This window comes from Magnetospirillum sp. 15-1 (genome assembly GCF_900184795.1).
GTDB lineage: Bacteria > Pseudomonadota > Alphaproteobacteria > Rhodospirillales > Magnetospirillaceae > Phaeospirillum.
Genome location: NZ_FXXN01000022.1, coordinates 204,268 through 229,665, shown reverse-complemented (window position 1 = coordinate 229,665; position 25,398 = coordinate 204,268). Strand labels below are relative to the sequence as shown.

The 25,398-nt window shown below is 66.5% G+C and carries 24 protein-coding genes; 16 read left to right on the top strand and 8 right to left on the bottom strand.

Annotated elements, in window-relative coordinates:
• Positions 1–21: 21 nt before the first annotated feature.
• Together CP958_RS09150 and CP958_RS09145 are read right to left on the bottom strand one after the other, a co-directional pair.
• Positions 22–2,274 (bottom strand): bifunctional salicylyl-CoA 5-hydroxylase/oxidoreductase, encoded by a 2,253-nt coding sequence (locus CP958_RS09150; RefSeq protein WP_170958908.1) that lies wholly within the window; start codon positions 2,272–2,274, stop codon positions 22–24.
• A gap of 101 nt (positions 2,275–2,375) precedes the next feature.
• Positions 2,376–3,008, bottom strand: a complete 633-nt coding sequence (locus CP958_RS09145) for a TetR/AcrR family transcriptional regulator (RefSeq protein ID WP_096701644.1) — start codon at positions 3,006–3,008, stop codon at positions 2,376–2,378.
• 220 nt (positions 3,009–3,228) lie between these two features.
• Between CP958_RS09145 and CP958_RS09140 the strand changes: the two genes are divergently transcribed.
• From CP958_RS09140 to CP958_RS09065, 16 genes are all read left to right on the top strand, one after another.
• Positions 3,229–3,672 (top strand): MaoC family dehydratase N-terminal domain-containing protein, encoded by a 444-nt coding sequence (locus CP958_RS09140; RefSeq protein WP_096701643.1) that lies wholly within the window; start codon positions 3,229–3,231, stop codon positions 3,670–3,672.
• Positions 3,673–3,682: 10 nt separating this feature from the next.
• Positions 3,683–4,102: a MaoC family dehydratase gene (locus tag CP958_RS09135; protein WP_096701642.1), complete on the top strand. Its 420-nt coding sequence runs from the start codon at positions 3,683–3,685 to the stop codon at positions 4,100–4,102.
• 12 nt (positions 4,103–4,114) lie between these two features.
• The gene (locus CP958_RS09130) at positions 4,115–5,326 is read left to right on the top strand and encodes a thiolase family protein (RefSeq protein ID WP_096701641.1); all 1,212 of its coding nucleotides are present in this window, start codon (positions 4,115–4,117) and stop codon (positions 5,324–5,326) included.
• A 21-nt stretch (positions 5,327–5,347) separates the two neighbouring features.
• On the top strand, positions 5,348–6,871 hold the full coding sequence (locus tag CP958_RS09125; protein ID WP_096701640.1) for an AMP-binding protein: 1,524 nt from the start codon (positions 5,348–5,350) through the stop codon (positions 6,869–6,871).
• 35 nt (positions 6,872–6,906) lie between these two features.
• Complete coding sequence (locus CP958_RS09120; protein ID WP_096701639.1) at positions 6,907–9,018, top strand: hydantoinase/oxoprolinase family protein; 2,112 nt, start codon at positions 6,907–6,909, stop codon at positions 9,016–9,018.
• 5 nt (positions 9,019–9,023) lie between these two features.
• Positions 9,024–10,700, top strand: coding sequence for a hydantoinase B/oxoprolinase family protein (locus CP958_RS09115; RefSeq protein WP_096701638.1), 1,677 nt, complete (start codon positions 9,024–9,026; stop codon positions 10,698–10,700).
• Between the two features lie 5 nt (positions 10,701–10,705).
• Entirely contained in the window at positions 10,706–11,839 is a 1,134-nt protein-coding gene (locus CP958_RS09110) for an acyl-CoA dehydrogenase family protein (RefSeq protein ID WP_096701637.1), read from the top strand.
• Complete coding sequence (locus CP958_RS09105) at positions 11,836–12,231, top strand: cobalamin-dependent protein (protein ID WP_096701636.1); 396 nt, start codon at positions 11,836–11,838, stop codon at positions 12,229–12,231. Before CP958_RS09110 ends, CP958_RS09105 begins: the two co-directional genes overlap by 4 nt.
• Positions 12,228–13,835, top strand: coding sequence for a methylmalonyl-CoA mutase family protein (locus CP958_RS09100; protein ID WP_096701635.1), 1,608 nt, complete (start codon positions 12,228–12,230; stop codon positions 13,833–13,835). Before CP958_RS09105 ends, CP958_RS09100 begins: the two co-directional genes overlap by 4 nt.
• A gap of 27 nt (positions 13,836–13,862) precedes the next feature.
• Complete coding sequence (locus tag CP958_RS09095) at positions 13,863–14,717, top strand: xanthine dehydrogenase family protein subunit M (protein ID WP_096701634.1); 855 nt, start codon at positions 13,863–13,865, stop codon at positions 14,715–14,717.
• On the top strand, positions 14,701–15,180 hold the full coding sequence (locus CP958_RS09090; RefSeq protein WP_096701633.1) for a (2Fe-2S)-binding protein: 480 nt from the start codon (positions 14,701–14,703) through the stop codon (positions 15,178–15,180). The genes CP958_RS09095 and CP958_RS09090 overlap by 17 nt, the downstream gene beginning before the upstream one ends.
• An 11-nt stretch (positions 15,181–15,191) precedes the next feature.
• The gene (locus CP958_RS09085; protein ID WP_096701632.1) at positions 15,192–17,489 is read left to right on the top strand and encodes a xanthine dehydrogenase family protein molybdopterin-binding subunit; all 2,298 of its coding nucleotides are present in this window, start codon (positions 15,192–15,194) and stop codon (positions 17,487–17,489) included.
• The gene (locus CP958_RS09080) at positions 17,486–18,685 is read left to right on the top strand and encodes a CoA transferase (protein WP_096701631.1); all 1,200 of its coding nucleotides are present in this window, start codon (positions 17,486–17,488) and stop codon (positions 18,683–18,685) included. The genes CP958_RS09085 and CP958_RS09080 overlap by 4 nt, the downstream gene beginning before the upstream one ends.
• Before the next feature lie 26 nt (positions 18,686–18,711).
• Positions 18,712–19,542, top strand: a complete 831-nt coding sequence (locus tag CP958_RS09075; protein WP_170958907.1) for an SDR family oxidoreductase — start codon at positions 18,712–18,714, stop codon at positions 19,540–19,542.
• A 73-nt stretch (positions 19,543–19,615) separates the two neighbouring features.
• Positions 19,616–20,776 (top strand): ABC transporter substrate-binding protein, encoded by a 1,161-nt coding sequence (locus CP958_RS09070; protein WP_242442813.1) that lies wholly within the window; start codon positions 19,616–19,618, stop codon positions 20,774–20,776.
• A gap of 106 nt (positions 20,777–20,882) precedes the next feature.
• Positions 20,883–21,284, top strand: coding sequence for a RidA family protein (locus CP958_RS09065; RefSeq protein WP_096701630.1), 402 nt, complete (start codon positions 20,883–20,885; stop codon positions 21,282–21,284).
• An 83-nt stretch (positions 21,285–21,367) separates the two neighbouring features.
• Here the strand turns inward: CP958_RS09065 and CP958_RS09060 are convergent, their stop codons facing one another.
• The 6 genes from CP958_RS09060 to CP958_RS09035 all read right to left on the bottom strand — a co-directional run bounded on the left by CP958_RS09060 (position 21,368) and on the right by CP958_RS09035 (position 25,010).
• Positions 21,368–21,619 carry a hypothetical protein gene (locus tag CP958_RS09060; RefSeq protein ID WP_141400478.1) on the bottom strand — a complete coding sequence of 84 codons (252 nt, stop codon included), beginning with the start codon at positions 21,617–21,619 and terminating at the stop codon, positions 21,368–21,370.
• A gap of 41 nt (positions 21,620–21,660) precedes the next feature.
• Entirely contained in the window at positions 21,661–21,969 is a 309-nt protein-coding gene (locus CP958_RS09055) for a hypothetical protein (protein WP_096701628.1), read from the bottom strand.
• Positions 21,970–21,978: 9 nt separating this feature from the next.
• Complete coding sequence (locus CP958_RS09050) at positions 21,979–22,245, bottom strand: hypothetical protein (protein ID WP_096701627.1); 267 nt, start codon at positions 22,243–22,245, stop codon at positions 21,979–21,981.
• A 105-nt stretch (positions 22,246–22,350) separates the two neighbouring features.
• Entirely contained in the window at positions 22,351–23,856 is a 1,506-nt protein-coding gene (locus CP958_RS09045) for an ATP-binding protein (protein WP_096701626.1), read from the bottom strand.
• A complete protein-coding gene (locus tag CP958_RS09040; protein WP_096701625.1) occupies positions 23,840–24,586 on the bottom strand; it encodes a response regulator transcription factor in 747 nt (248 codons plus the stop codon). The genes CP958_RS09045 and CP958_RS09040 overlap by 17 nt, the downstream gene beginning before the upstream one ends.
• Positions 24,576–25,010: a hypothetical protein gene (locus CP958_RS09035; RefSeq protein ID WP_242442812.1), complete on the bottom strand. Its 435-nt coding sequence runs from the start codon at positions 25,008–25,010 to the stop codon at positions 24,576–24,578. Before CP958_RS09035 ends, CP958_RS09040 begins: the two co-directional genes overlap by 11 nt.
• Between the last annotated feature and the right edge of the window lie 388 nt (positions 25,011–25,398).

Here is a 25,398-nt window from a genome sequence, read left to right as displayed (position 1 = left end):
CCCGACCTAAGACCCGATACTTTACCCCGAGCGGGGCACAAAGCCGTCGATGGAGGCGTACTGTTTCGGCCAGGGCATGGGATAGCCCTGCTCGGCGGCGGCATGGCGGGTCCAGTAGGGATCGAACAGATGGGTACGGGCCAGCACGCACAGATCGGCGCGGCCAGCCGCCAGAATGGTGTTGACGTCGGCATGGGACTGGACGTTGCCCACGGTCATGGTGGGAATGCCCGCTTCCAGCCGGATACGGTCGGCGAAGGGGGTCTGGAACAGACGGCCATAGACCGGCTTCTGCTCGGCCACCACCTGACCGGCCGAGACGTCGATGATGTCGCAGCCCAATTCCTTCAGGCGCCGCGCCACCTCCACCCCGTCCTCGGGGGTGAAGCCGCCCTCGGCCCAGTCGGTGGCGGAAATGCGCACTGAAATGGGCTTCGCCGCCGGCCAGACCTCGCGTACCGCCCGGAACACCTCCAGCGGAAAGCGCATGCGGTTCTCCAGGGAGCCGCCGTATTCGTCGGTCCGGTGGTTGGTGAGCGGCGACAGGAAGGTGGACAGCAGGTAGCCGTGGGCGAAATGAACCTCGACCATGTCGAACCCGGCCTGTTCGGCCAGACGGGTGGCGTGGGCGAAATCGGCCAACACCTTGTCCATGTCGGCGCGGTCCATGGCCTTGGGAACCTGATTGGCCGGGCGGTAGGCAATGGGCGACGGCCCCATCACCGGCCAGTTGCCGTGGTCCAGGGGCTGATCCATCCCGTCCCAGATCAGCCGGGTCGAGCCCTTGCGCCCGGCATGGCCCAACTGCACCGCGATCTTGGCCTCGCTGTTGGCGTGGACAAAGTCGCAGACCCGCTTCCAGGCCGTCGCATGCTCGGGCTTGTAGAGGCCGGCGCAGCCGGGCGTGATGCGCCCTTCCGGACTGACATCGGTCATCTCGGCGATCACCAGACCGGCTCCGCCCATGGCGCGGCTGCCCAGATGAACCAGATGGAAGTCGCCGATGGTGCCGTCGTCCGCCGAGTACATGCACATGGGCGACACCACCACCCGATTGGCCAGGACCATGCCGCGCAGCCGCAACGGCGTGAACATGGGCGGTGTCGGCCGGTCGGGGGGCGGGGTGCCGGCCTGGCGCGCCGCCATGTCGGCGAACCAGTGCTCGATGCCGTCCACGTATTCGGGATCACGGAGCCGCAGGTTGTCATAGGTGATGCGCAGCGACCGGGTCAGCATGGAGAAATTGAACTGCACCGGGTCGAGGCGGCCGTGATAGCGCTCGGTCTGCTCGAACCACTCCATGCTGACCTGCGAGGCGCGCTGCAGGCTGTCGACCACCGGCCGGCGATGGAGCTCGAAGGCGTCGAGGGCGGAATCCAGGGTGGGATTGGCGGCAATGGCCGCCGCCAGGGCGATGCCGTCCTCCATGGCCAGCTTGGTGCCCGAGCCGATGGTGAAATGGGCGGTATGCAGCGCGTCGCCCATCAGCACCACGTTGCCGTGATGCCAGCGACTGTTCCTGACCCGGGGGAAGCTGCGCCAGATGGAGTTGTTGGAGATCAGAGGGTGCCCCTCCAACTCGGCGGCATACAGGCGCTCGCAATAGGCGACGCTGGCCGCCTCGTCGGCGCGGTCCAGCCCGGCCTTGCGCCAGGTATCCTCGGTGCATTCGATGATGAAAGTCGAACGCCCGTCCTCGAACTGATAGCAGTGGGAGCGGAACAGGCCGTGCTCGTTCTCGCGGAAGAAGAAGGTGAAGGCCCCGAACGGCCGCGTGGTGCCCAGCCAGATGAACTTGTTGGGACGCAGGTCGATGTCGACGCCGAAATGCTCCTTGTGCTGGTCGCGCACCACGCTGTTGATGCCGTCGCCGGCCACCACCAGATCCCAGGAGCGGTATTCCCCGATATCGGTGACGTTGGCGTCGTGGACCACCTCGACCCCCAGGTCCTTGGCCCGCGCCTCGAGGATCTGCAGGAGCTTCAGCCGTGAAAGACCGGCGAAGCCGTGGCCGCGCGACACCAGGACCTGGCCCATGTAATGGGTCTCGATATCGTCCCAATGGGCGAAGGCCTCGGTGATCTGGCGGTATGATTCCGGGTCGGCCTCGGCGAAATTGGCCATGGTGGCGTCCGAGAACACCACGCCGAATCCCCAGGTGACGTTGGCCGGATTGCGTTCGACCACCCGGATGGTGGCCTCGGGACGCTGCTTCTTCATGAGGATGGCGAAGTACAAGGACGCGGGGCCGCCGCCGATGCAGGCTATCTTCATCACAACCTCCCTGACCACCGTCGCGGCGGCAAGATAGTTTATGATTAAAATAATATGGCGCAATTCAGTTTGTAGTCAATCCAAATTCCTGCGGCCGCCCCTCAGTCCGTGGAAACGGCCTTGCGCGGCCGGCGCGGCTTCTTCGCCGGGGGCTTGGCGGCGGCGGGGTCGACGATGCCGTGCGCCACCATGGTGAAGAAGATTTCCAGGATCTTGTCGATGGGAATGGATTTGCCGGGGTCGTACCAGCGCGACATCCAGTTGCACATGCCCAGGACGCCGTTGGCCACCATGCGGGCATCCAGGTCGGGCTTGAAGATGCCCTGCTCCTGGCCCTCCTCGATCAGGCGGGTCCACAGATGGGTGTATTCGTTCCACACCCCGCGCAGTTCTGCGGCCTTGCTCTCATCCTCGAGGAAGTGATCCTCGCGCAGCGCCACCGTCATTTCCAGATAATTGGGATTGAAGCGGTCCAGGTGGTTGCGGATGGCCGCCTCCAGCTTTTCCTCGGCCGGCAGGTTGGAATTGATGATCGATCCCAGCCCCATGACCAGCGAGGTGCTCTGCGGCAGGATGATCTTGAGCAGGATGTCGGCGCGGCTCTTGAAATAATAATAGATGGCCTCGCGCTTGATGCCGACCGCGTTGGCGATGTCCTCGATGGACGTGCGGTTGACCCCCTGGCGCTCGAACACCTCGGTGGCTCGCCTCAGTATCTGGATCCGTCGGCTCATTCCTACCCATTCCTAACGCATTGCCCGAGGTCAGACCCTATCGCGAAGCACCGCACCGCACAATGGAATTTTTTACAGGGACGTAAAAATCCTATTTACGGGGCTGTAAAATTCTTTTAGCGTTCAAACAACGGCAGCACGCTGATCGGGCCTATTCCGGCGGCGATGAAATCGGAGGAAACATCCGTGGCGGCCGTCATGAACAGAGGGAGGATCCGCCGTGAAAGCCGACGAGCTTGTAGGCAAAGTATATGCCCCGTTCACCGTCGATGTGGAGAAGGGCCGTCTGCGGCTTTTCGCCAAGGCCATCGGCGAGTCCAACCCCATCTACCTAGACGATGATGCGGCGCGGAAGGCTGGCTACGCCTCGCTTCCGGCGCCGCCGACCTTCGCCTTCTCCATCGCCATGGATGCCGAGCAGCCCTTCAAGGTCCTCGAGGATCTGGGGGTGGACAAGACCCGCTCCATGCATGGCGAGCAGATCTTCGACTACATCGAACCCATCTGTGCCGGCGACACCGTCACCGGCGTGCAGCGGGTGGTCGAGACCTTCGAGAAGAAGGGCGGCGCCATGCGCTTCATCGTCACCGAAACGCTGCTGAAAAATCAGCACACACGGCCGGTGGCGAATTTACGGACCGTAATAATCGTCCGCCAGGGTTAGGGAGGGGACCATGACCATCCGCTTCGCCGACATCGCGGTGGGGGACAGTATCCCCGACCTCGCCAAGCCGCCCATCGACCGCACCCAGCTGGCCCTGTTCGCCGGGGCCTCGGGCGATCACAACCCCATCCACCTCGACGACGAGCAGGCCCGTTCGGGCGGGCTGCCGGGCGTCATCGCCCACGGCATGCTGTCCATGGCCTTCCTGGGACAGGTGCTGACCGGCTGGGTGCCGCAATCGGCCATCCGGTCGTTCTCGGCCCGCTTCACCGCCATGGCCTTCCCCGGCGATACCATCACCTGCAAGGGAGTGGTCACCGCCAAGACGGAGGAAAACGGCGAGAAGGTGGTCGATCTCGACCTGTCCGCCGTCAACCAGGACGGCAAGCAGACCCTGGCCGGTTCGGCCCGTATCGCCCTGCCCGCCTAGGAGCGCGCCCCCATGGCCTATCTCGCCGAGATTCCCTACGGCTGTTACTGGTCCACCCCCTTCGCCAAGTGGATGGGCAGTCTGGCACGCCTCCATTCCATCGAATTCGCCGCCCACGTCGCCAAGGCCGAGCTGGCCCGGCGCGACATTCCGGCCGCCATGTTCGATTTCGGGGTGCTGGGCACCTCGGTGCCGCAGAAGCACTGCTTTTACGGCGCGCCCTGGCTGATGGGCATGATCGGCGCGCCCCAGGCCGGCGGCCCCGCCGTGTCACAGGCCTGCGCCACCGGCGTGCGCTGCCTGCTGACGGCGGCGACGGAGATTCAGGCCGGTCTGGCCACCGTGGCCCTGTCGGCCACCTGCGACCGCACCTCCAACGGGCCGCACCTCTATTACCCCGATCCCGGCGGAGCCGGCGGCACCGGCACCGCCGAGGATTGGGTGATGCAGAATTTCTCGTACGATCCGTTCACGGCCAAGTCCATGCTGACCACCGCCGAGAACGTCGCCGCCCGCTACAAGATCGACACCGGACGTCAGCACGAGGTGGTGCTGCTCCGCGAGGCGCAGTACGCCGCCGCCCTGGCCGACGATTGCGCCTTTCTCAAGCGCTTCATGACCCTGCCCTTCCAGGTTCCCACCCCCAATTTCCGCAAGACCGCCTCGGTCATGGCGGCCGACGAGGGCGTCACCCGCTCGACTCCGGAGGGGCTGGCGGCCCTGAAGCCGGTGATGGAGGGCGGCACCGTGACCTTCGGCGCCCAGACCCATCCGGCCGACGGCAACGCCTGCCTGATCGTCGCCACCCCCGGCAAGGCCCGGGAGCTGTCCCGCGACCCCAAGATCCGGGTGCGGCTGAAGGGCTTCGGCCTGGAAAGGGTCGAGCCCGCCTTCATGCCCCGCGCCACCGTCCCGGCGGCCAAGCGCGCCCTGGAGCAGGCCGGCATCGGCATCGACAAGGTCAAGGCGGTCAAGCTGCACAATCCCTTCACGGTCAACGACATCGTCTTTGCCGAGGAAACCGGCACCAAGGTGGCCGACCTCAACAATTACGGCTCGTCGCTGGTCTGGGGGCACCCCCAGGCGCCCATGGGAACCAGGGGCGTGATCGAGCTGATCGAGGAACTGGTGATCCGGGGCGGCGGCTATGGCCTGTTCAGCGGCTGCGCCGCCGGCGACACCGCCATGGCCGTGGTGATCCTGGTCGATGAACGTCCGGCCTGACCGCAAGTGGGAAGCACGACGATGAATCTGTCCGATTGGATCGAGCGCTGGGCGGGCTTCGCCGCCGACAAGCCGGCGCTCCGCTATGAAGGCGCCGAGCTGACCTATGGCGGCCTCGCCCGCCATATCGCCCGCATCAGCGGCGCCCTGTCGGCGACGCTGGGCATCCGGCGCGGCGAGCGGGTGGCGTGGCTGGGCCTCAACAACGCCGAAAGCATCGCCCTGCTGTTCGCCTGCGCCCGGATCGGCGCCATCTTCACGCCGCTCAACTGGCGCCTCACCCCGGTGGAGCATCTGGCGCTGATGGCCGATTCCGAGCCGTCCCTGCTGGTGGTCGAGCCCGAATTCGCCGACGCCATCGCCGCCAAGCGGGTGGTGATCACCGGCCCCCGGCTGGCCTGCACCGGCGGTCCGCGCTCGGGCTGGCTGGACTGGGACGCCATGGTCGAGGCCGCGCCGCTGCTGGGCGGCGGCGAGGGCCGCTACGAGGACCCGCTGCTGCTGTGCTACACCTCGGGCACCACCGGCCAGCCCAAGGGCGCCGTCCACACCCAGGACGGCATGCTGTGGAACGCCATCAACAGCACCCAGATGCACGACCTGACCAGCCAGGACCGGGTGCTGACCACCCTGCCCATCTTCCATGTGGGCGGGCTGAACATCCAGACCATGCCGGCGCTGCATGCCGGGGCCACCGTCACCCTGCACCGCCGCTTCGACGCCGCCACCACGCTCGCCACCCTGGTGGACGAGCGCATCACCCTGGCGGTGCTGGTCCCCACCCAGCTAGACCTGTTGCTGGCCGAGCCGGACTGGGGCAGTGCCGACCTGTCCGCCCTGCGCTGCATCACCACCGGCTCGACCATCATCCCCGCCGGGCTGGTGCGCACCATCCAGGCGCGCGGCATTCCGGTGATCCAGATCTTCGGCTCGACCGAGACCGGCCCGGTGGCGGTGTTCCAGCGTGTCGCCGACAGCGGCAGGGTCGGCGTCGCCGGTCACTGCGCCGTCCATTGCGAGATGCGGCTGGTGGACGGCGAAGGCAACGACGTGCCGTCCGGCCGGTCGGGCGAGGTGCTGATCAAGGGCCGCAACATCATGATCGGCTACTGGCGCGACGAGGCGGCCACCCGCGCGGCGCTGAAGGACGGCTGGTTCGCCACCGGCGATATCGGCCACCTGGACGACAACGGCTTCCTGATCATCGACGACCGCAAGAAGGAAATGATCATCTCGGGCGGCGAGAACATCTTCCCCGCCGCCCTGGAAGCCATCCTGGCCGAATGCCCCGACATCGAGGAGGCCGCCGTGGTCGGCCGTCCCGACGAGCGCTGGGGTGAAATTCCGGTGGCCGTGGTGGTGCCCCGGCCGGGTACCCGCCTGACCGAGGAGGGGGTCATGGCCCTCTTCCGCGACAAGGTGGCCCGCTACAAGCACCCGCGCGCCGTGATCTTCACCGACCATTTGCCCCGCACCAGCATCGGCAAGCTGGTCAAGGCCGACATCCGCAAGCTGGCGCGGCAGACGCCGCCCTCCTCCACCTAAGCCCCTCCTCCATCTGAGCACGGAGACCCGTTCCCATGACCACCAAGATCGGTATCGACGTCGGCGGCACCTTCACCGACTTCTTTGTCGCCGAGGCCGGGTGCGAGCCGAGGATTCACAAGGTCCTGTCCACCCCCCACGACCCGTCCATCGCGGTGCTTACCGGCCTGGAGGAGATCGCCGCCAGCCGCAAGCCGGCCATGGCGCTGGCCGAGTATATCCGCAGCGTCGACACCATCGTCCACGGTACCACGGTGACCACCAACGCCACCCTGACCCATACCGGGGCCAAGTGCGGGCTGATCACCACCGAAGGGGTGCGCGACGCCCTGGAGATGCGCCGAGGCATCCGCGAGGAGCAGTACAACAACCGCTACACCAACGTGCCGCCGCTGGTGGAACGCTATCTGCGCGTCGGAACCGGCGGACGCATGGACCGGGCGGGGCGGGAAGTGGCTCCCCTGGCCATAGCCGACGTCGAAGCCGCCATCGCGCTGTTCCGGCGCGAAGGCGTCGAGGCGGTGGCCATCTGCTTCATGAACGCCTTCGCCAACCCGGCCCACGAGCGCCAGGCGGCGGAACTGGTGCGCAAACACCTGCCCGAGGCGTACCTGACCGTTTCCTCCGACCTGCTGCCGTCCATCCGCTTCTACGACCGCATCAGCACCACGGCGCTCAACTCCTATGTGGGACCCAAGCTCAGCCGCTATCTCGACCAGTTGACCGGGCGCCTCAAGGGCATCGGCTTCGACGGGCTGCTGCTGATCACCCAGTCCAACGGCGGCGTCATGGCGCCCGAGGTGGCACGCGAGAAGTCGGCGCTGACCCTGCTGTCGGGACCGGCGGGCGGCCCCGGCGCCGGCCTGGCCTATGCCAACGTCCACGGTCAGAACCGCTGCATCACCACCGATATGGGCGGCACCAGCTTCGAGGCCTCCATGGCCGTCGATGCCCCGGTCATGGTCAATGACGGCGAGATCGCGCGGCACCGCATCGCCCTGCCCATGCTGGGCATCCACACCATCGGCGCCGGCGGCGGCTCCATCGGCTGGATCGACGAGGGCGGCATGCTGCGCATGGGGCCGCAATCGGCGGGCGCCGATCCCGGCCCGGCCTGCTACGGCAAGGGCGGGACAAAGCCGACCTCCACCGACGCCAATCTGGTGCTGGGCTACCTCAATCCCGGCTTCTTCGCCGGCGGCCGCATGAGCCTGGACCTCGCCGCCGCCGAGCGCGCCATCTCCGAGCACGTCGCCAAGCCGCTGGGCCTGTCGGTGGTCGAGGCGGCGGCGGGCATGTACCGCATCATCTGCAACAACATGGCCCAGGGCGTGCGCGAGGTCACCATCAAGCGCGGCTTCGACCCGCGCGAGTTCCCGATGATCGTGGCGGGCGGCGCCGGCCCCATCCATTCCTGCCTGATCTCGGAGGAGTTGGAGATGCCCTTCCAGATCGTGCCGCGCGAATCCTCGGTGCTGTGCGCCTACGGCATGCTGATGGGCGACATCCGGCACGACTTCGTCCGCACCTTCGTGTCGCGCCTGGACGGTCTGGACTGGCCGAAGCTCAAGGCGGTGATCGCCGAGATGGCCAAGGACGGCGACGACCTGCTGGACAGCGAGCGCATCGCCGCCGACCGCCGCCGGGTCGCCGTCAAGCTGGATTGCCGCTACCTCAAGCAGTACCACGAGGTTTCGTTCGAGGTGCCCTTGGCGCTGATCGAGGCGGGCGACACCGCCGCCGTCACCCGCCTGTTCCATGCCGAGCACAACCGGCTCTACGGCTACTCGCTGGAAGAACAGAAGGTCCCGGCCGAGATCATCAACGTGCGGGTGCAGGCGGTGGGCATCACCGACAAGCCCACGGGCCGCAACGAGCCCTATGCCGGGCCGGACGGCTCGGCGGCCATCAAGGGCGAGCGCATGGTCTACGTCCCCGAGGACAAGGCCTTCCGCTCGGTTCCCGTCTATGACGGCCACAAGCTGAAGCACGGCAACCGGGTCGCCGGCCCGGCCATGATCGAGGAAATCACCACCGCCATCTTCGTCTCGGCCTCGTTCGACGGGGTCTGCGACCGCACCGGCTCGTTCGCGCTCTACCGCAAGGGGCGCGAGGACCTGGTGGCCAACATCCTGAAGGGGGCCTGAACGCCATGACCGCTGTCGATCCCATCCTGCTGTCGGTTTACGCCCGCACCTTCAAGTCGATCACCGACGAGATGAGCATCTCGGTCCAGAAGACCACCCGCTCGCCCATCCTGTGCGAGGCCAAGGACTTCGTCACCGGGCTGTACGACGCCGACGGCAACATGCTGGAGCAGACCGAGAATCTGCCGATCCTGGCCTTCTCGCTGGCGCCCGTCTGCAAGTACATCCTGAAGTACTTCGAGGGCGACATTCACCCCGGCGACGTCATCTTCCACAACGACGTCTTCTCCATGGGCAACCAGAACAACGACGTCGCCGTCTACAAGCCCATCTTCCAGGGCGACACCCTGGTGGGCTGGACCGCCGTCAAGGGCCATCAGGCCGATATCGGCGGTAACGTGCCCGGCGGCTACAACCCCAACGCCAAGGAAGTGTGGCAGGAGGCGCTGCGCATCCCGCCGGTCAAGATCTATGACCGGGGCGTGTTCCGTAAGGACGTCTGGGACCTGATCTTCGCCAACATCCGTCTCGACATCGTCCAGCACGACATGCGCGCCCAGATGGGCGCCTGCACCGTGGGCGAACGCCGCTTCCTGGAACTGCTCTCCAAGTACGGCCTGGACAGCTTCAAGGCCCACAAGACGGCGCTGTTCGAGGCGACAAGGCGCATGATGGAGGCCGAGATCGCCAAGATCCCCAACGGCCGCTATTCCGGCGAGGGCAAGGTCTATTACGACGGCCACCACGTGGGCAGCGAGTTCACCATCCGGGTCGACATCATCGTCGAGGACCGCAAGGTGCGCTTCGACTACACCCGCACCGACCCGCAGACCGACGGCTTCGTCAACGGCACCTTCACCTCGTCGGCCTCGGCCACGGTGCTGACCCTGCTGCAGATGGTCAATCCCGACATTCCCCACAACGAGGGAATGATCCAGCCCATCGAGATCATCATTCCCGAAGGCACCATCCTCAACGCCAGCTATCCCAAGGCCACCACCTTCGGCAACCACCTGTGCCCGCCCAATGCCGACGCCATCATCCGCGCCCTGGCGCCGGTGATTCCCGACCGGGTGACCGCCGGGTGGAACAACCTGCTGTGCTCGCTGACCACCGGCATCGACCCGGAAAAGGGCGAGAAGTACGTGGATATCGGCTTCATGGGCCTCAAGGGCGGTTCGGGCGCCATGAACGGCACCGACGGCTACGACCATATCGGCATGATCGACGCCTCGGGCGGCCTGTTGGACCAGGATTACGAGATGTTCGAGCAGACCACGCCCCACCTGCTGGTCAAGCACGAATACCTCACCGACTCGGCCGGTCCGGGCCAGTGGCGCGGCGGCCTGGGGGTGGAGACCATCTTCACCATCGGTTCCGACGACACCCAACTGGTGACCTTCGGCGACGGCGATTTCGAACCGGCCTTCGGCCTGTTCGGCGGCGGCGAGGGAACGCTCAACCTGATCGAGCTGACCTATCCCGACGGCACCCGCGTGGTGCCGCGCAACAAGGACCTGATCACCGGCGTGCCCAAGGGCACCGTCTATCGCCAACTGGCGGGCGGCGGCGGCGGCTATGGCCCGGCGGCCCGGCGCGACCGGGCGTTGCTGGGCCGCGAGGTCCGCGACGGCATCATTTCACCCCAGGCGGCACGGGCCGCCTATGGTTGGGAAGGCTGAGCGGCATGGATTTCGATCTGACCGAAGAACAGCGCGCCATCCAGGAGACCTTCGCCCGCTTCGTCGACCGCGAGGTGGCTCCGGCGGCCGCCGCGCTGGACGAGGCCCACCAGTTCCCCGCCGAGCTGTTCGCCAAGCTGGGCGAGTTGGGCTTCTTCGCCATGCGCTATCCGGAAGAGGTGGGCGGGGCGGGCGTGGACCTGTCCACCTTCTGCCTGGCCCTGGCCGAGATCGCCCGCGGCTCGCTGTCCCTGGCCGGGGCGGCGGCCATGCAGGCGCTGATGGGCACCAATTTCCTGTGGCTGCTGGGCAACGAGGATATCCACCGCCGCCTGCTGATCCCCGCCCTGCTGGGCGAGAAGATCGGCGCCATCTGCATGACCGAGCCCAATGCCGGCTCGGACCTGGGGGGCATCGCCACCAGTGCGGTCAAGGTCGATGGCGGCTGGAAGATCAGCGGCCAGAAGACCTGGATCACCTCGGCGCCCATGGCCGATTTCTTCACGGTGTTCGCCCGCGCCGGCGCCGAGCGCAAGCTGACCATCTTCCTGGTGGAGAAGGGCTCGGCGGGCCTCGCCGTCGGCCGCTCCATCGAGAAGATGGGGGTGTGGGCCTTGCCGACCTCGGAAGTCGCGTTCGACGAATGCTTCGTGCCCGACTCCCACATGCTGAGCAAGGACGTGGGCGACGGCGAGGGGCATCTGCGCCGGATTCTCTCGGACATCCGCATCATCACCGGAGCCATGGCCAACGGCGTCGCCCGTGCCGCCCTGGCCGAGGCGATCCGCTATTCCACCGAGCGCAAGCAGTTCGGCAAGCCCATCGCCGCCTTCCAGGGCGTATCGTTCAAGCTGGCCGAAATGGCCACCGACCTGGAAGCGGCCGAGCAACTGGTGCGCTACGCCGCCTGGGCGAGGGACGCGGGGCGCCCCCACGCCCAGCAGGCGGCCATGGCCAAGCTGTTCGCCACCGAGGCCGCCGCGCGGATCTGCGATCAGGCCGCCCGTGTCCTCGCCTCCTACGGTTTCGCCATGGAATACCCGGTGCAGCGCTATCTGCGCGACATCCGCTTCACCCTGATCGGGGGAGGCACCAGCGAAATCCTCAAGCTCGTCATCGGTAAGGAGCTGACGTCATGAGTGAACGCCGTATCCGCGTCCTGCTCGCCAAGCCCGGCCTGGACGGCCACGACCAGGGCGCCAAGATCGTGGTGCGCGGCCTGATCGATGCCGGGTTCGAGGTGATCTACACCGGCCTGCGCCAGACCCCCATCGCCGTCGCCAACGCCGCCCTGGAAGAAGGCGTCGACGTCATCGGCCTGTCCAGCATGGCCGGCTCCCACCTGCCGTTCTGCCGCAAGCTGCGGCCGCTGCTCGACGAGCGGGGCCTGGGCGACAAGGTCTGCCTGATCGGCGGCAACATTCCCGCCACCGACCACGCCGAGCTGCGCGCCCTGGGCTTCACCGGAATCTTCCCCACCAGTTCGAAAATCGCCGCCATCGTCGATTTCATCAAGGAGCATGCGCAATGAGCGAGCGGAAGGCAGCATCGCGCCGCGTGGTCAACGAATCCGGCATCGAGATCAAGACCGCCTATGGCGCCGCCGACGTCGAGGCCAGCGGCGGCTTCAGTCACATCGGCGAGCCGGGCCAATACCCCTTCACCCGCGGCATCCATGCCGAGATGTACCGCAAGCGGCCCTGGACCATGCGGCAGTACGCCGGCTTCGGCAACGCCGCCGATACCAACCAGCGCTTCAAGTTCCTGATCGCCAACGGCCAGACCGGCCTCAACGTCGCGTTCGACCTGCCCACCCAGATCGGCTTCGACTCCGACTCCCCCATGGCCGAGGGCGAGGTCGGACGCGTCGGCATGGCGGTCGACACGCTGCGTGATTTCGAGGTGGCCTTCGACGGCATCGACCTGGAACAGATCACCGTGTCGCTGACCGTCAACGGCTCGGCCGCCATTCTGATCGCCATGTATCTGGTGATGGCGGAAAAGCGCGGCTACGACGTGGCCAAGCTGCGCGGCACCGCCCAGAACGACATCCTGAAGGAGTTCATCGGGCGCGGCACCTGGATCTTCCCGGTGGAGCCGTCCATGAAGCTGGTGGGCGACACCATCGAGTACTGCGCCCAGCACGCCCCCAAATACAGCCCGGTCAGCGTCTGCGGCTATCACATCCGCGAATCGGGGGCCAACCCGGCGCAGGAGATGGCCTACGCGTTTTGCATCGCCAAGGCCTATGCCGACGAGACCTTGAAGCGCGGCCTCGCCATCGACGAATTCGCCGGACGCCTGTCCTTCAACTTCAACATCTTCGGCAACATCTTCGAGCAGGTGGCCAAGTTCCGCGCCGCCCGCGGCCTGTGGGCCAAGATCATGAAGGAGGAGTACGGCGCCCAGGACCCCGGCTCCATGTGGATGCGCATGATCGCCGCCGGCGGCGGCGGCGGCCTGACCAAGGAGCAGCCGGAAAACAACATCGTGCGCGGCGCCTATTACGCCCTGATCAGCGCGCTGTCGGGCACCCAGACCATGGCGCTGTGCTCCTACGACGAAGCCTACACCATCCCCACCGAGCATTCGGCCCGCATCTCGCTTCGCACCATGCAGTTGCTGATCGAGGAGATGGGTCTGACCGAGACGGTCGATCCCCTGGGCGGCTCCTGGTACGTCGAGACGCTGACCAACCAGATGCGCGACAAGATGGTCGAGACCATGGCCGACATCGACCGGCGCGGCGGCATCGTCTCGCTGGTGGCGCAAGGCCTGGCCCAGGCGGCGGTTTCCGCCCAGGCCTACCAGATGCAAAAGCGCATCGAATCGGGCGACTTCCCCAAGGTCGGCGTCAATTGCTACCGCGAGGAGGAGGAAGAGGCCAAGGTCGAGTTCCACCCCTATGACGAGGATGACGCCAAGGCCCAGGTCGCCGCGCTCGACGCCATCCGGGCCGAGCGCGACGGCCGCAAGGTGCAGGCGGCGCTCGACCGGGTCGAGGCCGACGCCCGTGCCGGGGCCAACGTCATGCCCGCCTTGATCGAGGCGGTTCGCACCTATGCCAGCGTCGGCGAGATCACCGACCGGCTGGTGACGGTCTACGGCCGCTACCGCGAACCCGTCGTATTCTGAAACCCGAGGACAAGGAAGACCAGGCGCATGACCGCCATCGAACGCTACCTCGCCCCCGCCGGCCTCGACGACGCCCTTGCCGCGTTGGCGGGCGGAAACGCCACCATCCTGGCCGGCGGCACCGACCTGATGCCGCAGATCAATGCCGGCAAGGTCGCCTTCCGCCCCATCCTGCTCAATATCCGCCGCATCCCCGAATTGCGGGCGGTGGAGGTGAGCAACGGCCGCATCACCATCGGCGCGTTGGTCACCATCAACGAGCTGAAGGACAATCCGCTCATCGCCAAGGCGGTGCCGCTGCTGGCCGAGGCCGCCGATCATTTCGCCTCGGACCAGGTGCGCAACATGGGCACCATCGGCGGCAACGTCGCCAACGCCTCGCCGGCCGGCGACACCCTGGTGCCGCTATTGACGCTGGATGCCGAGGTGGAACTGGCGTCCGGCGCCGGACGCCGCAACGTGCCCATGGCCGAGTTCTTCACCGGGCCGGGACGGACGGTGCGCCGCCCCGACGAACTGATCACCGGCCTGTCCATACCGCTGCCCCGGCTGCGCACCGTGTCACGCTTCGTCAAGTTCGGCACGCGGCCGGCTCTCGACATCTCGGCGGTGTCCATCGGCTTTGCCGCCACCCTGGAAAGCGGGCGGCTGTCCGACGTGCGGGTGGCATTCGGCGCCGTGGGACCGACACCCATACGCGGGCGGGCCACCGAAGCCGTGCTGGAGGGCGCCGCCCTCGATCCCGAGCGGATCGCCAAGGCGGCCGCCACCGCCAGGGACGAGGTCAAGCCCATCGACGACCTGCGGGCCAGCGCCTGGTATCGCCGCGAACTGGTCCACAACCTCCTGGGAAAGGTGCTGAGCGATGTCGTCTCTCGTTGAGATCTCCTGTGTCGTCAACGGCACGCCCACCCGGCTGGCAGTGCCGCCGGAAACCAGCGCGCTCACCCTGCTGCGCGAGCATATCGGCCTGACCGGCACCAAGTACGGCTGCGGCGAGGGCGAATGCGGCGCCTGCACCATCCTGGTGGACGGCATCTCGGTCAATTCCTGCCTGATGTTCGCCGTGGATTTCGACGGCCGCACCATCACCACCATCGAGGGGCTGGCGGTGGACCGGGCCAGCGACCCGCTGCGCAAGGCCTTCGTGGACAAGGGCGGCGTCCAGTGCGGCTTCTGCACCCCGGGCATGGTGGTGCAGTCCCGCCACGTGCTGGACAAGCATCCCCACGCCGGCCCGGACGAGGTCAAGCGCGGCCTCGAGGGCAATCTGTGCCGCTGCACCGGCTACAAGAAGATCGTCGAGGCGGTGGTCACCGCCGCCGCCCAGCCCGCCGCCGAGTAAGGATTGCCGACATGAACGCTCCCCAGCATGCCAGCCTGATCGGCCAGCGCATCCCCAAGATGGACGCGCCGGAAAAGGCCGCCGGCAAGACCCGCTATATCCAGGACCTCAACCTGCCGGGCCAGCTCTACGGCCTGATTTTGCGCACCGATCGGGTCCATGCCCGCATCGTCTCCATCGACACGGCGGCGGCCAAGGCGCTGCCCGGCGTGCGCGCCGTATTGACGGCCGCCGATGTTCCCATCCATCCCATCGGCGTCAACAAGGACAATCCGCCGCTGAAAAGCGACAAGGTGCGCTGCGAGCGCGACGAGGTCGCCGCCGTGGCCGCCGACAGCATCGAGGTCGCCCAGGCGGCGCTCAAGCTGATCAAGGTGGAATACGAGGACCTGCCCCCCATCTTCGACCCCAGGGATTCCATCAAGGACGGCGCGCCGGTCATCCACGCGGCCAAGCCCGACAACATCGCCATGGCCTTCGACTATGCCCATGGCGACGTGGAGCAGGGCGAGGCCGAATCCGACGTGGTGGTGGAAGACGAGTTCACCTTGCACCGTGTCACCCATTGCTGCATGGGCGTGTCGGGGGTGATCGCTGATTTCGAGCCGGTCTCGGGCAACCTGACGCTCTATTCCAACACCCAGGTACCGTTCCTGCACAAGCGCGAGTTCGCCGAGGTGCTGGGCATGGACCCGTCGCGCATCCGCATCATCCAGCCGCCCATCGGCGGCGGCTTCGGCTCCAAGCTCGACATCTATCCGTTCGAGCCCATCGCCGTCTATCTCGCCAAGGCCACGCGGCGCCCCGTCAAGCTGATCTTCAGCCGCGAGGAGGAGTTCATCGCGTCCCCCACCCGCCAGCCGGCCATCATCCGGCTGCGCTCGGGGGCCAAGCGGGACGGTACGCTGACCTTCCGCACCGTGGACGTGCTGCTGGACAACGGCGGCTACACCTCGTGGGGCGCCACCATCCCCTTCGTGATGATGCAGACCTTCAGCTCGCTCTACCGGGTGCCCCACTGCCGCTACCACACCAAGGCGGTCTACACCAATAACCCCTTCGCCGGGTCGTTCAGGGGCTACGGCAACCTGCAGGCCACCTTCGCCATCGAGCAGCAGATGGACAAGCTGGCCGATGCGCTGGGGATCGACGCCTATGAATTCCGCCTGAAGAACGCCCAGGAAGCGGGCGAGATCACCGGCCAGGGCATGCACTTCAAGACCTGCGGCTTCCACGACTGCCTGAAAATCGCCGCCGAACGCTCCGGCTTCGCCGCCAAGCGCAAGGCGATGGGGGCCGCCAAGGGGCTCAGCGGCGTCCGCAAGGGCGTCGGCATGGCCTCCATGCTGCACGTGGGCGGCGGCGCCAAGATCTATCCGTCCGACGGCTGCGGCACCATCCTCAAGCTCGACGATTTCGGCCACGTCACCATCATGACCGGGGCGTCGGAGATCGGCCAGGGCTCGGAGACCGTGCTGGCCCAGTTGGTGTGCGAGGAACTGGGCGTGCCCATGAGCGCGGTGACGGTGGTCAACAACGACACCGACATCACGCCGTGGGACGTGGGCGTGCATGCCAGCCGTACAACCTTCATCGCCGGCAATTCGGCCATCGGAGCGGCGCGCAAGGCCAAGGACAAGATCCTGGCCGCCGCCTCCACCGTGTCGAACATGAAGGCCGAGGAACTGGACCTCAAGGGTGGCAACATCATACGCGCCAGTGACGGCGAGAAGGTGATGCCGCTGGCCAAGATGCTGCGGCAACTGCACTTCTCGGACAAGGCCGAGCTGGTGATGACCACCAATTACTACGAGCCGCCCTCGGTCCATCAGGACAAGGGGTTCAAGGGCGACGTCTCGGCCGCCTATGCCTGGGCCACCCAGGTGGTGGAGGTGGAGGTGGACACCGACACCGGCATCGTCCGCCTGCTCAAGGTCTGGGCCGCCCACGACGTGGGCCGCGTCCTCAACGAAATGGGTCTCGAGGGCCAGATCGAGGGCGGCATCATCATGGGCCAGGGCTATGCGCTGTGCGAGGACATGCCGGTGGTCAAGGGGCACTTGGTCAACCCGGCCTTCCGCGACTACAAGCTGATCACCGCGCCGGAAATCCCCGAGATGGACATCAGCTTCATCGAGACCATGGACGGCGAGGGACCGCAGGGCGCCAAGGGCGTCGGCGAGGCGCCGTCCATCTGCATGGCGGCCGCGGTGGCCAACGCCATCGAGAACGCCACCGGCGTGCGCATCACCAGCCTGCCCTTCACTCCCGAACGGGTGTACTCGGCGCTCAAGGGCAAGCTGCAATGAAGCCGCGCGTCGTCCTGTCCATGGAGCAGGCGCTGTCGCTGCCCTACGCGACGCTGCGCTTCGTCCACCTGGGGTGGCGGGTCATCCGCATCGAATCCTTCGGTGCGGGACCCGGCCTGCCGGGCGATCCCAACCGCTATATCGGCTCGGTGGTGGCCGACGATGACCGGCGCAGCTACTTCGTCGCCCCCAATGTGGGCAAGGAGGCGGTGGCCATCAACCTCAAGGACCCCAAGGGCCACGAGGTGCTGCGCCATCTGGTCCGCTCGCTCGACGCCGACGTGTTCTGCTCCAACACCCTGCCGTCACGCTACGAGCAGTTGGGCATCGACTACCAATCCCTGTCGGCGGCCAAGCCCGACCTGATCTGGGCCGGCATCTCGGCCATGGGACCGGATTATCCCGACGTGCCGGGCTACGACCCGGCGCTGCAGGCCATGGCCGGCTACATGGAGCTGACCGGCGAGGCCAACGGGCCGCCCACCCTGGCCGGCGTGCCGATCATCGATCTCAAGGCCGGCGACGAGGTCTATGCCGGAGTCTGTCTGGCCCTGGCCGAGCGCGCCGAGACCGGCAAGGGCTCGCGCATCGACGTCTCAATGCTGCAGGCGGCGGCGTCCTGGCTGATCACCACCCTGCCGCTGGTGGATTTCGGCTGCGATCCGATCGAGATCACCCGATGCGGCAACGAGCACCGCAAGTTCATCCCCACCAACGCCTATCCGACCAAGGACGGCTATATCTTCGTCGCCATCGGCTCGGACGTGCAGTGGCGGCGCCTCACCGAATTGCCGCGCTTCGCCGGCGTGGGCAAGGCGGGGCGCGAGACCAACCAGGGGCGCCACGCCGACCGCGAGGCCATCCAGACCGACATGCGGGCGGTGACGTCGCGCTTTTCCACCGAGGAACTGGCCGCCGACTTCCGCAAGGCCACCATCCCCAACGCCCCCATCAACGACATCAACCAGGTGCGCGCCATGCCGGCCCTGGCCGACAAGCTGACCGCCACCCGCCTGCCCGACGGGCGCCGGGTGCGCATGCAGCCCATGGCGGTGGACCTTCCGGGGAAGGGCGGCGATTTCGCCTTCCCCCCCCATTACGGCGAACATACCCGCGCGGTACTGGCCCAGGCGGGCATCCGCGACGGCGATTACGACGACCTCGCCCGGTCAGGCATCGTGCCGGCCTCGGCTTAATCAACAAAAACCCGGGAGGACACATCATGAGCAAGCTGAACGGCAAGGTGGCGCTGGTTACCGGATCGGGACGCGGCATCGGCCAGGCCATCGCGCTGAAGCTGGCCCGCGAAGGCGCCAAGGTGGTGATCAACGACCTGGACGACGGCCCGGCCGCCGAGACCGTGGCCATGATCAAGGCCCTGGGCTCCGACGCCCTGGCGGTGGTAGGCGACGTCACCGCCAAGGATTTCGGCGACCGCATCGTCGCCGCCACCCTGGAAGGCTTCGGCCGCCTGGACATCATCGTCAACAACGCCGGCTATCCCTGGGACGGGGTGATCCAGAAGGTCTCGGACGAGCAGTGGTACGCCATGCTCGACGTCCACGCCACCGCTCCCTTCCGGGTGCTGCGCGCCGCCTCGGACTACATCCGCTCCGCCACCAAGGCGGAAAAGGAGAAGGGCGAAGTGGTGGCGCGCAAGGTGGTCAACATCTCCTCCATGGGCGGCCTGTGCGGCAACCCCGGCCAGATCGCCTATGGCGCCGGCAAGTCGGCCCTGGTGGGCATCACCAAGACCATGGCCAAGGAATGGGGACGCTACGGCGTCAACGTCAACTGCGTCGCCTTCGGCTGGATCAAGACCCGCATGACCAAGCCGGCGGGCTCGGGCCAGGAGGAAAGCCACAAGACCCACGGCATCGAGATCAAGATGGGGGTCAACCCCGACCTGCTCGACACCATGAGCAAGATGATTCCGCTGGGCCGCGGCGGCACCCCCGAGGAAGCCGCCGGCGCCGTCTATCTGCTGTGTTTGCCTGAAGCCGACTACATCACCGGAGAAGTGGTGATGTGCACCGGCGGCTTCATCATGTAAAGGCCGAAGACCTGAAAAAGGCGCGGCTGAGGACGAGGACCGAGAAATGAAATAAACACTACGGGAGGGAGAAATGTCATTTCTGTCTAGGAAACGGATATTGCTAGGAACCGCCATCGTCATGATGGCGGGCTGGACCGGTACCGCCCAGGCCGTCGAACCGATCAAGATCGGCGCGGTGCTGAGCATTACCGGTCCGGCGTCGCTGTTGGGCGACCCCGAAGCCAAGGTCCTGAAGATGTACTCCGATCAGCTCAACAAGGATGGCGGCGTCCTCGGCCGCAAGATCGACCTGATCGTCTACGACGACGAGGGCAAGGCCGACAAGACCTCCACCCTGGTCAAGCGCCTGATCGAATCCGACAACGTCGACCTGATCATCGGGCCGACGCTGACCGGCAACACCATGGCGGCCATTCCGCTGGCCGAGCGGGCGGAAATTCCGTTGATTTCCATCGCCGGCGGCGGCGTCATCGTCGACCCGGTCAAGAAGTGGGTGTTCAAGACCCCCCATACCGACAAGATGGCCACCGAAAAGGTGTTCCTCGACATGAAGAAGCGGGGCATCACCCACATCGCCCTGATCTACGGCAATGACGGCTATGGCAAGTCGGCCAGCACCGCCACCAAGGAATTGGCTCCGCTCCACGGCATGACCATCGTCGCCGACGAAACCTATTTCGCCTCCGACGCCGACATGACGCCGCAGCTTACCAAGATCAAGAACACTCCCGGCGTCCAGGCCGTGTTCAACCTGGGCTTCGGACAATCGGCCGCCGTGGTCACCAAGAACGCCAAGCAGCTCAATCTGGGACTGCCTTACTACGAATCCCACGGCGTCAATTCCAAGAACTTCATCCAGTTGGCCGGAACCGATGCCACCGAAGGGGTTCGCCTGCCCGCCTCGGCGGTGCTGGTGGCCGAGGCCCTGCCGACCAACGATCCGCAGAAGGCGGTGACCATGAAGTTCAAGAGCGAGACCGAGGCGGCGTTCAAGACCGAGGTCTCGACCTATGGCGGCCATGCCTACGATGCCCTGCAGATCGCCCTCAGCGCCATCATGCGGGCCGGTTCGGTCGACAAGCACAAGGTCCGGAACGAAATCGAGAAGACGTCGGGCTATGTGGGGACCAGCGGCATCGTCAACATGTCGCCCACCAACCATCTGGGCCTCGACCTCAATTCCTTGAAGCTGCTTGAGATCAAGGCCGGGCAGTGGACCCTGGCCCAATAGTTTTTCACCTTGGGCGACAAGCCGGCGGAAGAGGGTTGTTCCGCCGGCTTGCCGTCAATATAGTTGATGCATAAACTAATATCGTCATCCCAGGTCAGGAGATATCATGCACACCACCATTCTTCCCGAGGGCTGGAAGGCCCCCATCGGCTATGCCAACGCCATCCTGGCCGAGCCCGGACGGACCTTGTACCTGGCCGGTCAGGTGGGATGGACCGCCCAGCAGGAATTCGAGAGCGACGCGCTGGTCCCCCAGTTCGAGCAGGCGTTGAAGAACATCCTGGCCATCCTGGAGACGGCCGGCGGACGCCCCCAGCATATCGTGCGGATCACCGCGTTCTGCATCGCCCGCGACGAGTATCTGGCGTCGCGTCGCGAGTTGGGCCGCATCTGGCGGACCCTGATCGGCGATCACTATCCGGCCATGAGCATGATCTTCGTCGCCGATCTGCTGGACCATCCCGGCAAGATCGAACTGGAAGCGACGGCCGTCATTCCGAACTCCTGACCGACGCCTCCTGGCCGATGGCCCTTCTGACCGCCGATGGCCCTTCTGACCGCCGGTGGCCCTTCTGACCGATGGGGAGCGAGCTATGTCGACACCCATCCCAGGGGCCGGGGCGAGGGCTCCTCGGAGAATTCCACCACGTGGGACACCCAATCGATGTCGGCGGGGTGGCGAAGGTCGAGCCCGTCAGGGAGCGACAGGTCGGATTCGCCGGAATGGTCCAGTTCGGGCCATGTGAGGGCGGCCTCCGTCCGTGCCAGCAACAGCAGCAGTTCCCAGTCGATGTCACCGGACGTCGCGGAAACTCTGGCGAACGCGTTCAATACTGACGACATGGCGGGTCTCCTGTCGGCTCTGGGTGTTTTCGTCCGCCGCCTCAGCGGATGTGGATGGGCAGAACGATGTTGATGCCCGAAGGGGGCGGCAGATAGACGACCGGCGGCGGGACATAGACCACTTCCGGCCGCCCGTAGAAATAGGCGTAGGGGGACGGGGCGACGACGACCGCCGGCGGGCCGCGATGGTGGCCGCGCCACTCACGCCAGTCGCCGTGCTCGTGCCAACCGCGCCTCTCGTGCCGCCAATGGCCCTCGTCGGCCAGGGCCGCGCCGGAAACCGCACCAAGCAGGATCACGGCGACAGCCATGGACAACGACGCCTTCAGGGATTTCGACGGGGTGTTCATGATGGTCTCCTAGCGGCTTTCCTTGGAGGCCGACTTATGGCCGAGCCAGTTGTCGGGAAGCAGGGCGCCGATGGCCGCGCCACCGCCACCGCCGATCAACGCGCCGGTCACGATGCTGCCACCGCCGGTCATGGCCGCGATGGCCGCCCCGCCGGCCGCCCCCATGGCGCCGCCGGACAAGGCCCGCTGCTGCTGGTTGCTCATGTCGGCGCAGGCCGACAGGGCAAGAGCCAGAACAGCGATGGCGATGGCGGGACTTTTCACGGGGGATTTCATGGCGTTCTTCCTTCATTGGGGTGGGGGATGCCCCCATCACGGACAGGAATACGCTTCCCCGCGAGATCGGGGGGTGAGAAGGCTGTGATAATCCGGTGACCGGGATCAGGGGGCCAAAGGCAGCGATACCGTGATCGTCAGGCCGCCGCCGGGGGCCTGGCCTGCCCAGGCCCGGCCGCCCATGGCTTCGGCATTGCGCCGCACGATCCACAGACCGAGCCCGTAATGGTCGCCCCCTCCCTCCGTGGTGCCGGGGCGGTGCGACAGGTGGCGTTCGAAGATGCGCTCCCACTCGGTCTCGGGGACGCCGGGTCCCTGATCGAGAACGCGGAACCGGGCCTCGCCGGCTTCCCGGCGCAGTTCCATGGTCACCACCGATCCCGACGGCGAGAAGTCGAGGGCGTTGTCGAGCAGGTTCTCGGCGACGAGTTCGACCATATCATCGTCGCCGGTCACCACCAGACCGGGAGCAAGGCGTAATTCCAACCCGATGGAGCGATCGGCGGCCAGGCGGACATAACCGCGCCCCAGGCGCTCCAGCAGCGCCGAAAGCTCCACCCGGCGGCGCGGGCGGTCGATCAGGCCGGCAATGGTCTCATCGATCCGCCGGGCGGTGGACACCAGGACATCCAGCCGGTCGATGGACTGGGCGATGACGTCGAGGCTCCGCTGGGCGCGGCTGTCCCCAGGAGAGACGGCGCGGCGCAGCGGTTCCATGGACTGGGAAATCACCGCCAGGGGCGCCTTGAGGGCATGGGCGTTCTCTTCCGCCGCCTGCCGCAGCAGCGCCTCGGAACGCTTGAGCGTGGTGACCATGGCATCGAATTCCGCCGCCACCTCGGACAGTTCCGGAATGTAATTTTCGGCGGCGAACGATACGGCCTCCCCCCGCACCAGGGACTGCGCCACATCGCGGAAACGGTGCAGGTTGCGCCAGACGTCGGTGAAGATGGAAAGAACCAGCACCGCCATGAGCAGGTAGATGGAGACCGCGACCTGAACCTCGGGATGCTGCCAGTACGGCTGGCCGATGGTCTGCTCCGGCAGGGTGCCGGTCGGCTGCGCCGTCAATACGACCCAGCAGCCGCCCCGGGTGGCATGGGGGGCCAGATAGGTCAGCAATTCGCTCCCCCCCTGGGAGGCGCCCGCCCCCGCCGGCAGCCGCAAGGCCAGCGGCTCGTTGCCCTCGCACGATGCGGTCAGTTGGGTCAGGACGCCGTTTTCCGCCAGGCGATCCATGGCGGCCCGCCCCTCCTCCACCCCCGTCTCGGGCGCCGAGGCCACCAGCAGGAAATTGCGGGAGCCGCTGTTCGCCGCCGGGCGAAACAGAACCTTGATGGAGATGCCGCCATCGGCCAGCCGGTTCACCGCCTGATTGAGGCGATCCGCGCTGCGCGGCGAGAACTGGTCGAGCAGCGGAAACACCGCCTCGCCGGCCAGCCGCCCCTGCTCCTGCACCAGCCGGAGCATCAGGGCATTGCGTTGATGCTCGGCGGCGTTGAACTGCTGGTACAGCAGGACCGGCACGATGGCGAAGATGAACGCGGCGGCGACCAGTTTGACCGCGAAGGAGCGCAGCCGGAAACCAAGCCGCCTAATCCGCCGTATCATGGCTCACCAGCCAGACATAGCCGAAGCCGGGATAATTGCCGATCTGCTCGAAATCGGGGTCGAGGGTCTTGAACTTCTCGCGGATACGCTTGACCGCCGCCCGGACATTGGTGCGATAGCCGTCGTCGCCCGCCCCGGCATGGAAGCCCTTGCCTCGGCCGGCGTCGTACAGTTCGCGATAGCTGAGATCGCGCCCGGCCTTGGCCGCCAGGGCATGGACCATGGCGAATTCGCCCAGGGTCAGTTCCACCAGTTGCCCCCGCCAGTAGGCCCGCCGGCTTTCCAGGTCCAGGGTCAGCTCTCCGGCCCTGAGCGGGTCGTCCCCATCGGCCGCCAGGGGGGCCGAACGGTTCAGGATAAGCCGGACCCGCCGCTCCAAGATGGTGAAGCTGCGCGATTTCTCGATGAAATCCACCGCGCCGCCCAGCAGGGCCGCCTCCTCGAAGATCTGGTCGCTGAGCACGGTCAGGAAGATGGCGGGCAGTTCCATATGCGTCGCCCGCATCCGCCGCAGCACCTCGATCCCGTTGAGGCCCGGCATCTTCCAGTCGAGCAGGACCAGGTCCAGGCGGATGCCGGCCTCCAGCCCCGCCAGGAAATCTTCGCCGCAGTTCCAGGCCTCGACCTCATAGCCGGCATCGCCCAGATTGCCGGCCAGGGTTTCGCGAAACAGCGGGTCATCGTCGACGATGCCGATCAATTTGGACGACGGAGAGGGGTCATTTGCCATTGCGGGTGCGGGCCTCGCGCAGATGATTGAGGCATGCGGCGGCCTCGCCGCTCCCCTTGAACTCGTAGGAAAGGACGCGCTGAACCGCCGTCTCGACCTCGGGATAGAAGACCAGCGACAGGGCACACCCGCCCCGGCGATAGGTCCACACCGTCGCCATGGCCTGGACGGTTTCGGCGGCAGGCGGCCCCAGCAGAGCCTGGGTCTCGTCCTGACTCAGTCCCGTCAATTGCTCGGGATGAAGATTGGCAGGCGCCGTGACGGCGGGCCGCTTGGCCGGGGGCTCCGGCCGGGGCGGCGGAGCCTTGACGACCGGGCCGGCGGCGGGCGGCGGGGAGACGGGCGGATGGGACGGCGGCGAGGAACAGGCGGAGATCGCGCCGAACATCGCGGCCGCAACCATCCAGGTTACCTTTCGCAGCACCCTGATTCCTCCCGCGCCCGAAAAAATCATGCCGCAGTCTAATCGATCGGATACGGCCATGCTGTGATTTTCCCCACATTATCGGGCCTTGCCGCATCGGGTTATCAACGATCACAGGGGGGCGACGCCTCCCATCGCTGTCACAGGTGGTGTCGGCGGCACCCGGCCGCATCGGAAACATTAATGGAACAAATGCTTGGTCCAACCCCGATCCATGGGTGAGACCGTCAACCATCGACACTCGAACGGCAAGCTCTTCGACCGGTATTTCAGTTCGGCGTTTCTCGATGCCGTTGCGGCCTATGAGCGTAAACTGGTCGCCCAGAATTAGCGCCCTCGCCAACAACGGGGGGCCGTTGAACGAGATTGGCGTGCGTCTCGGGCACAG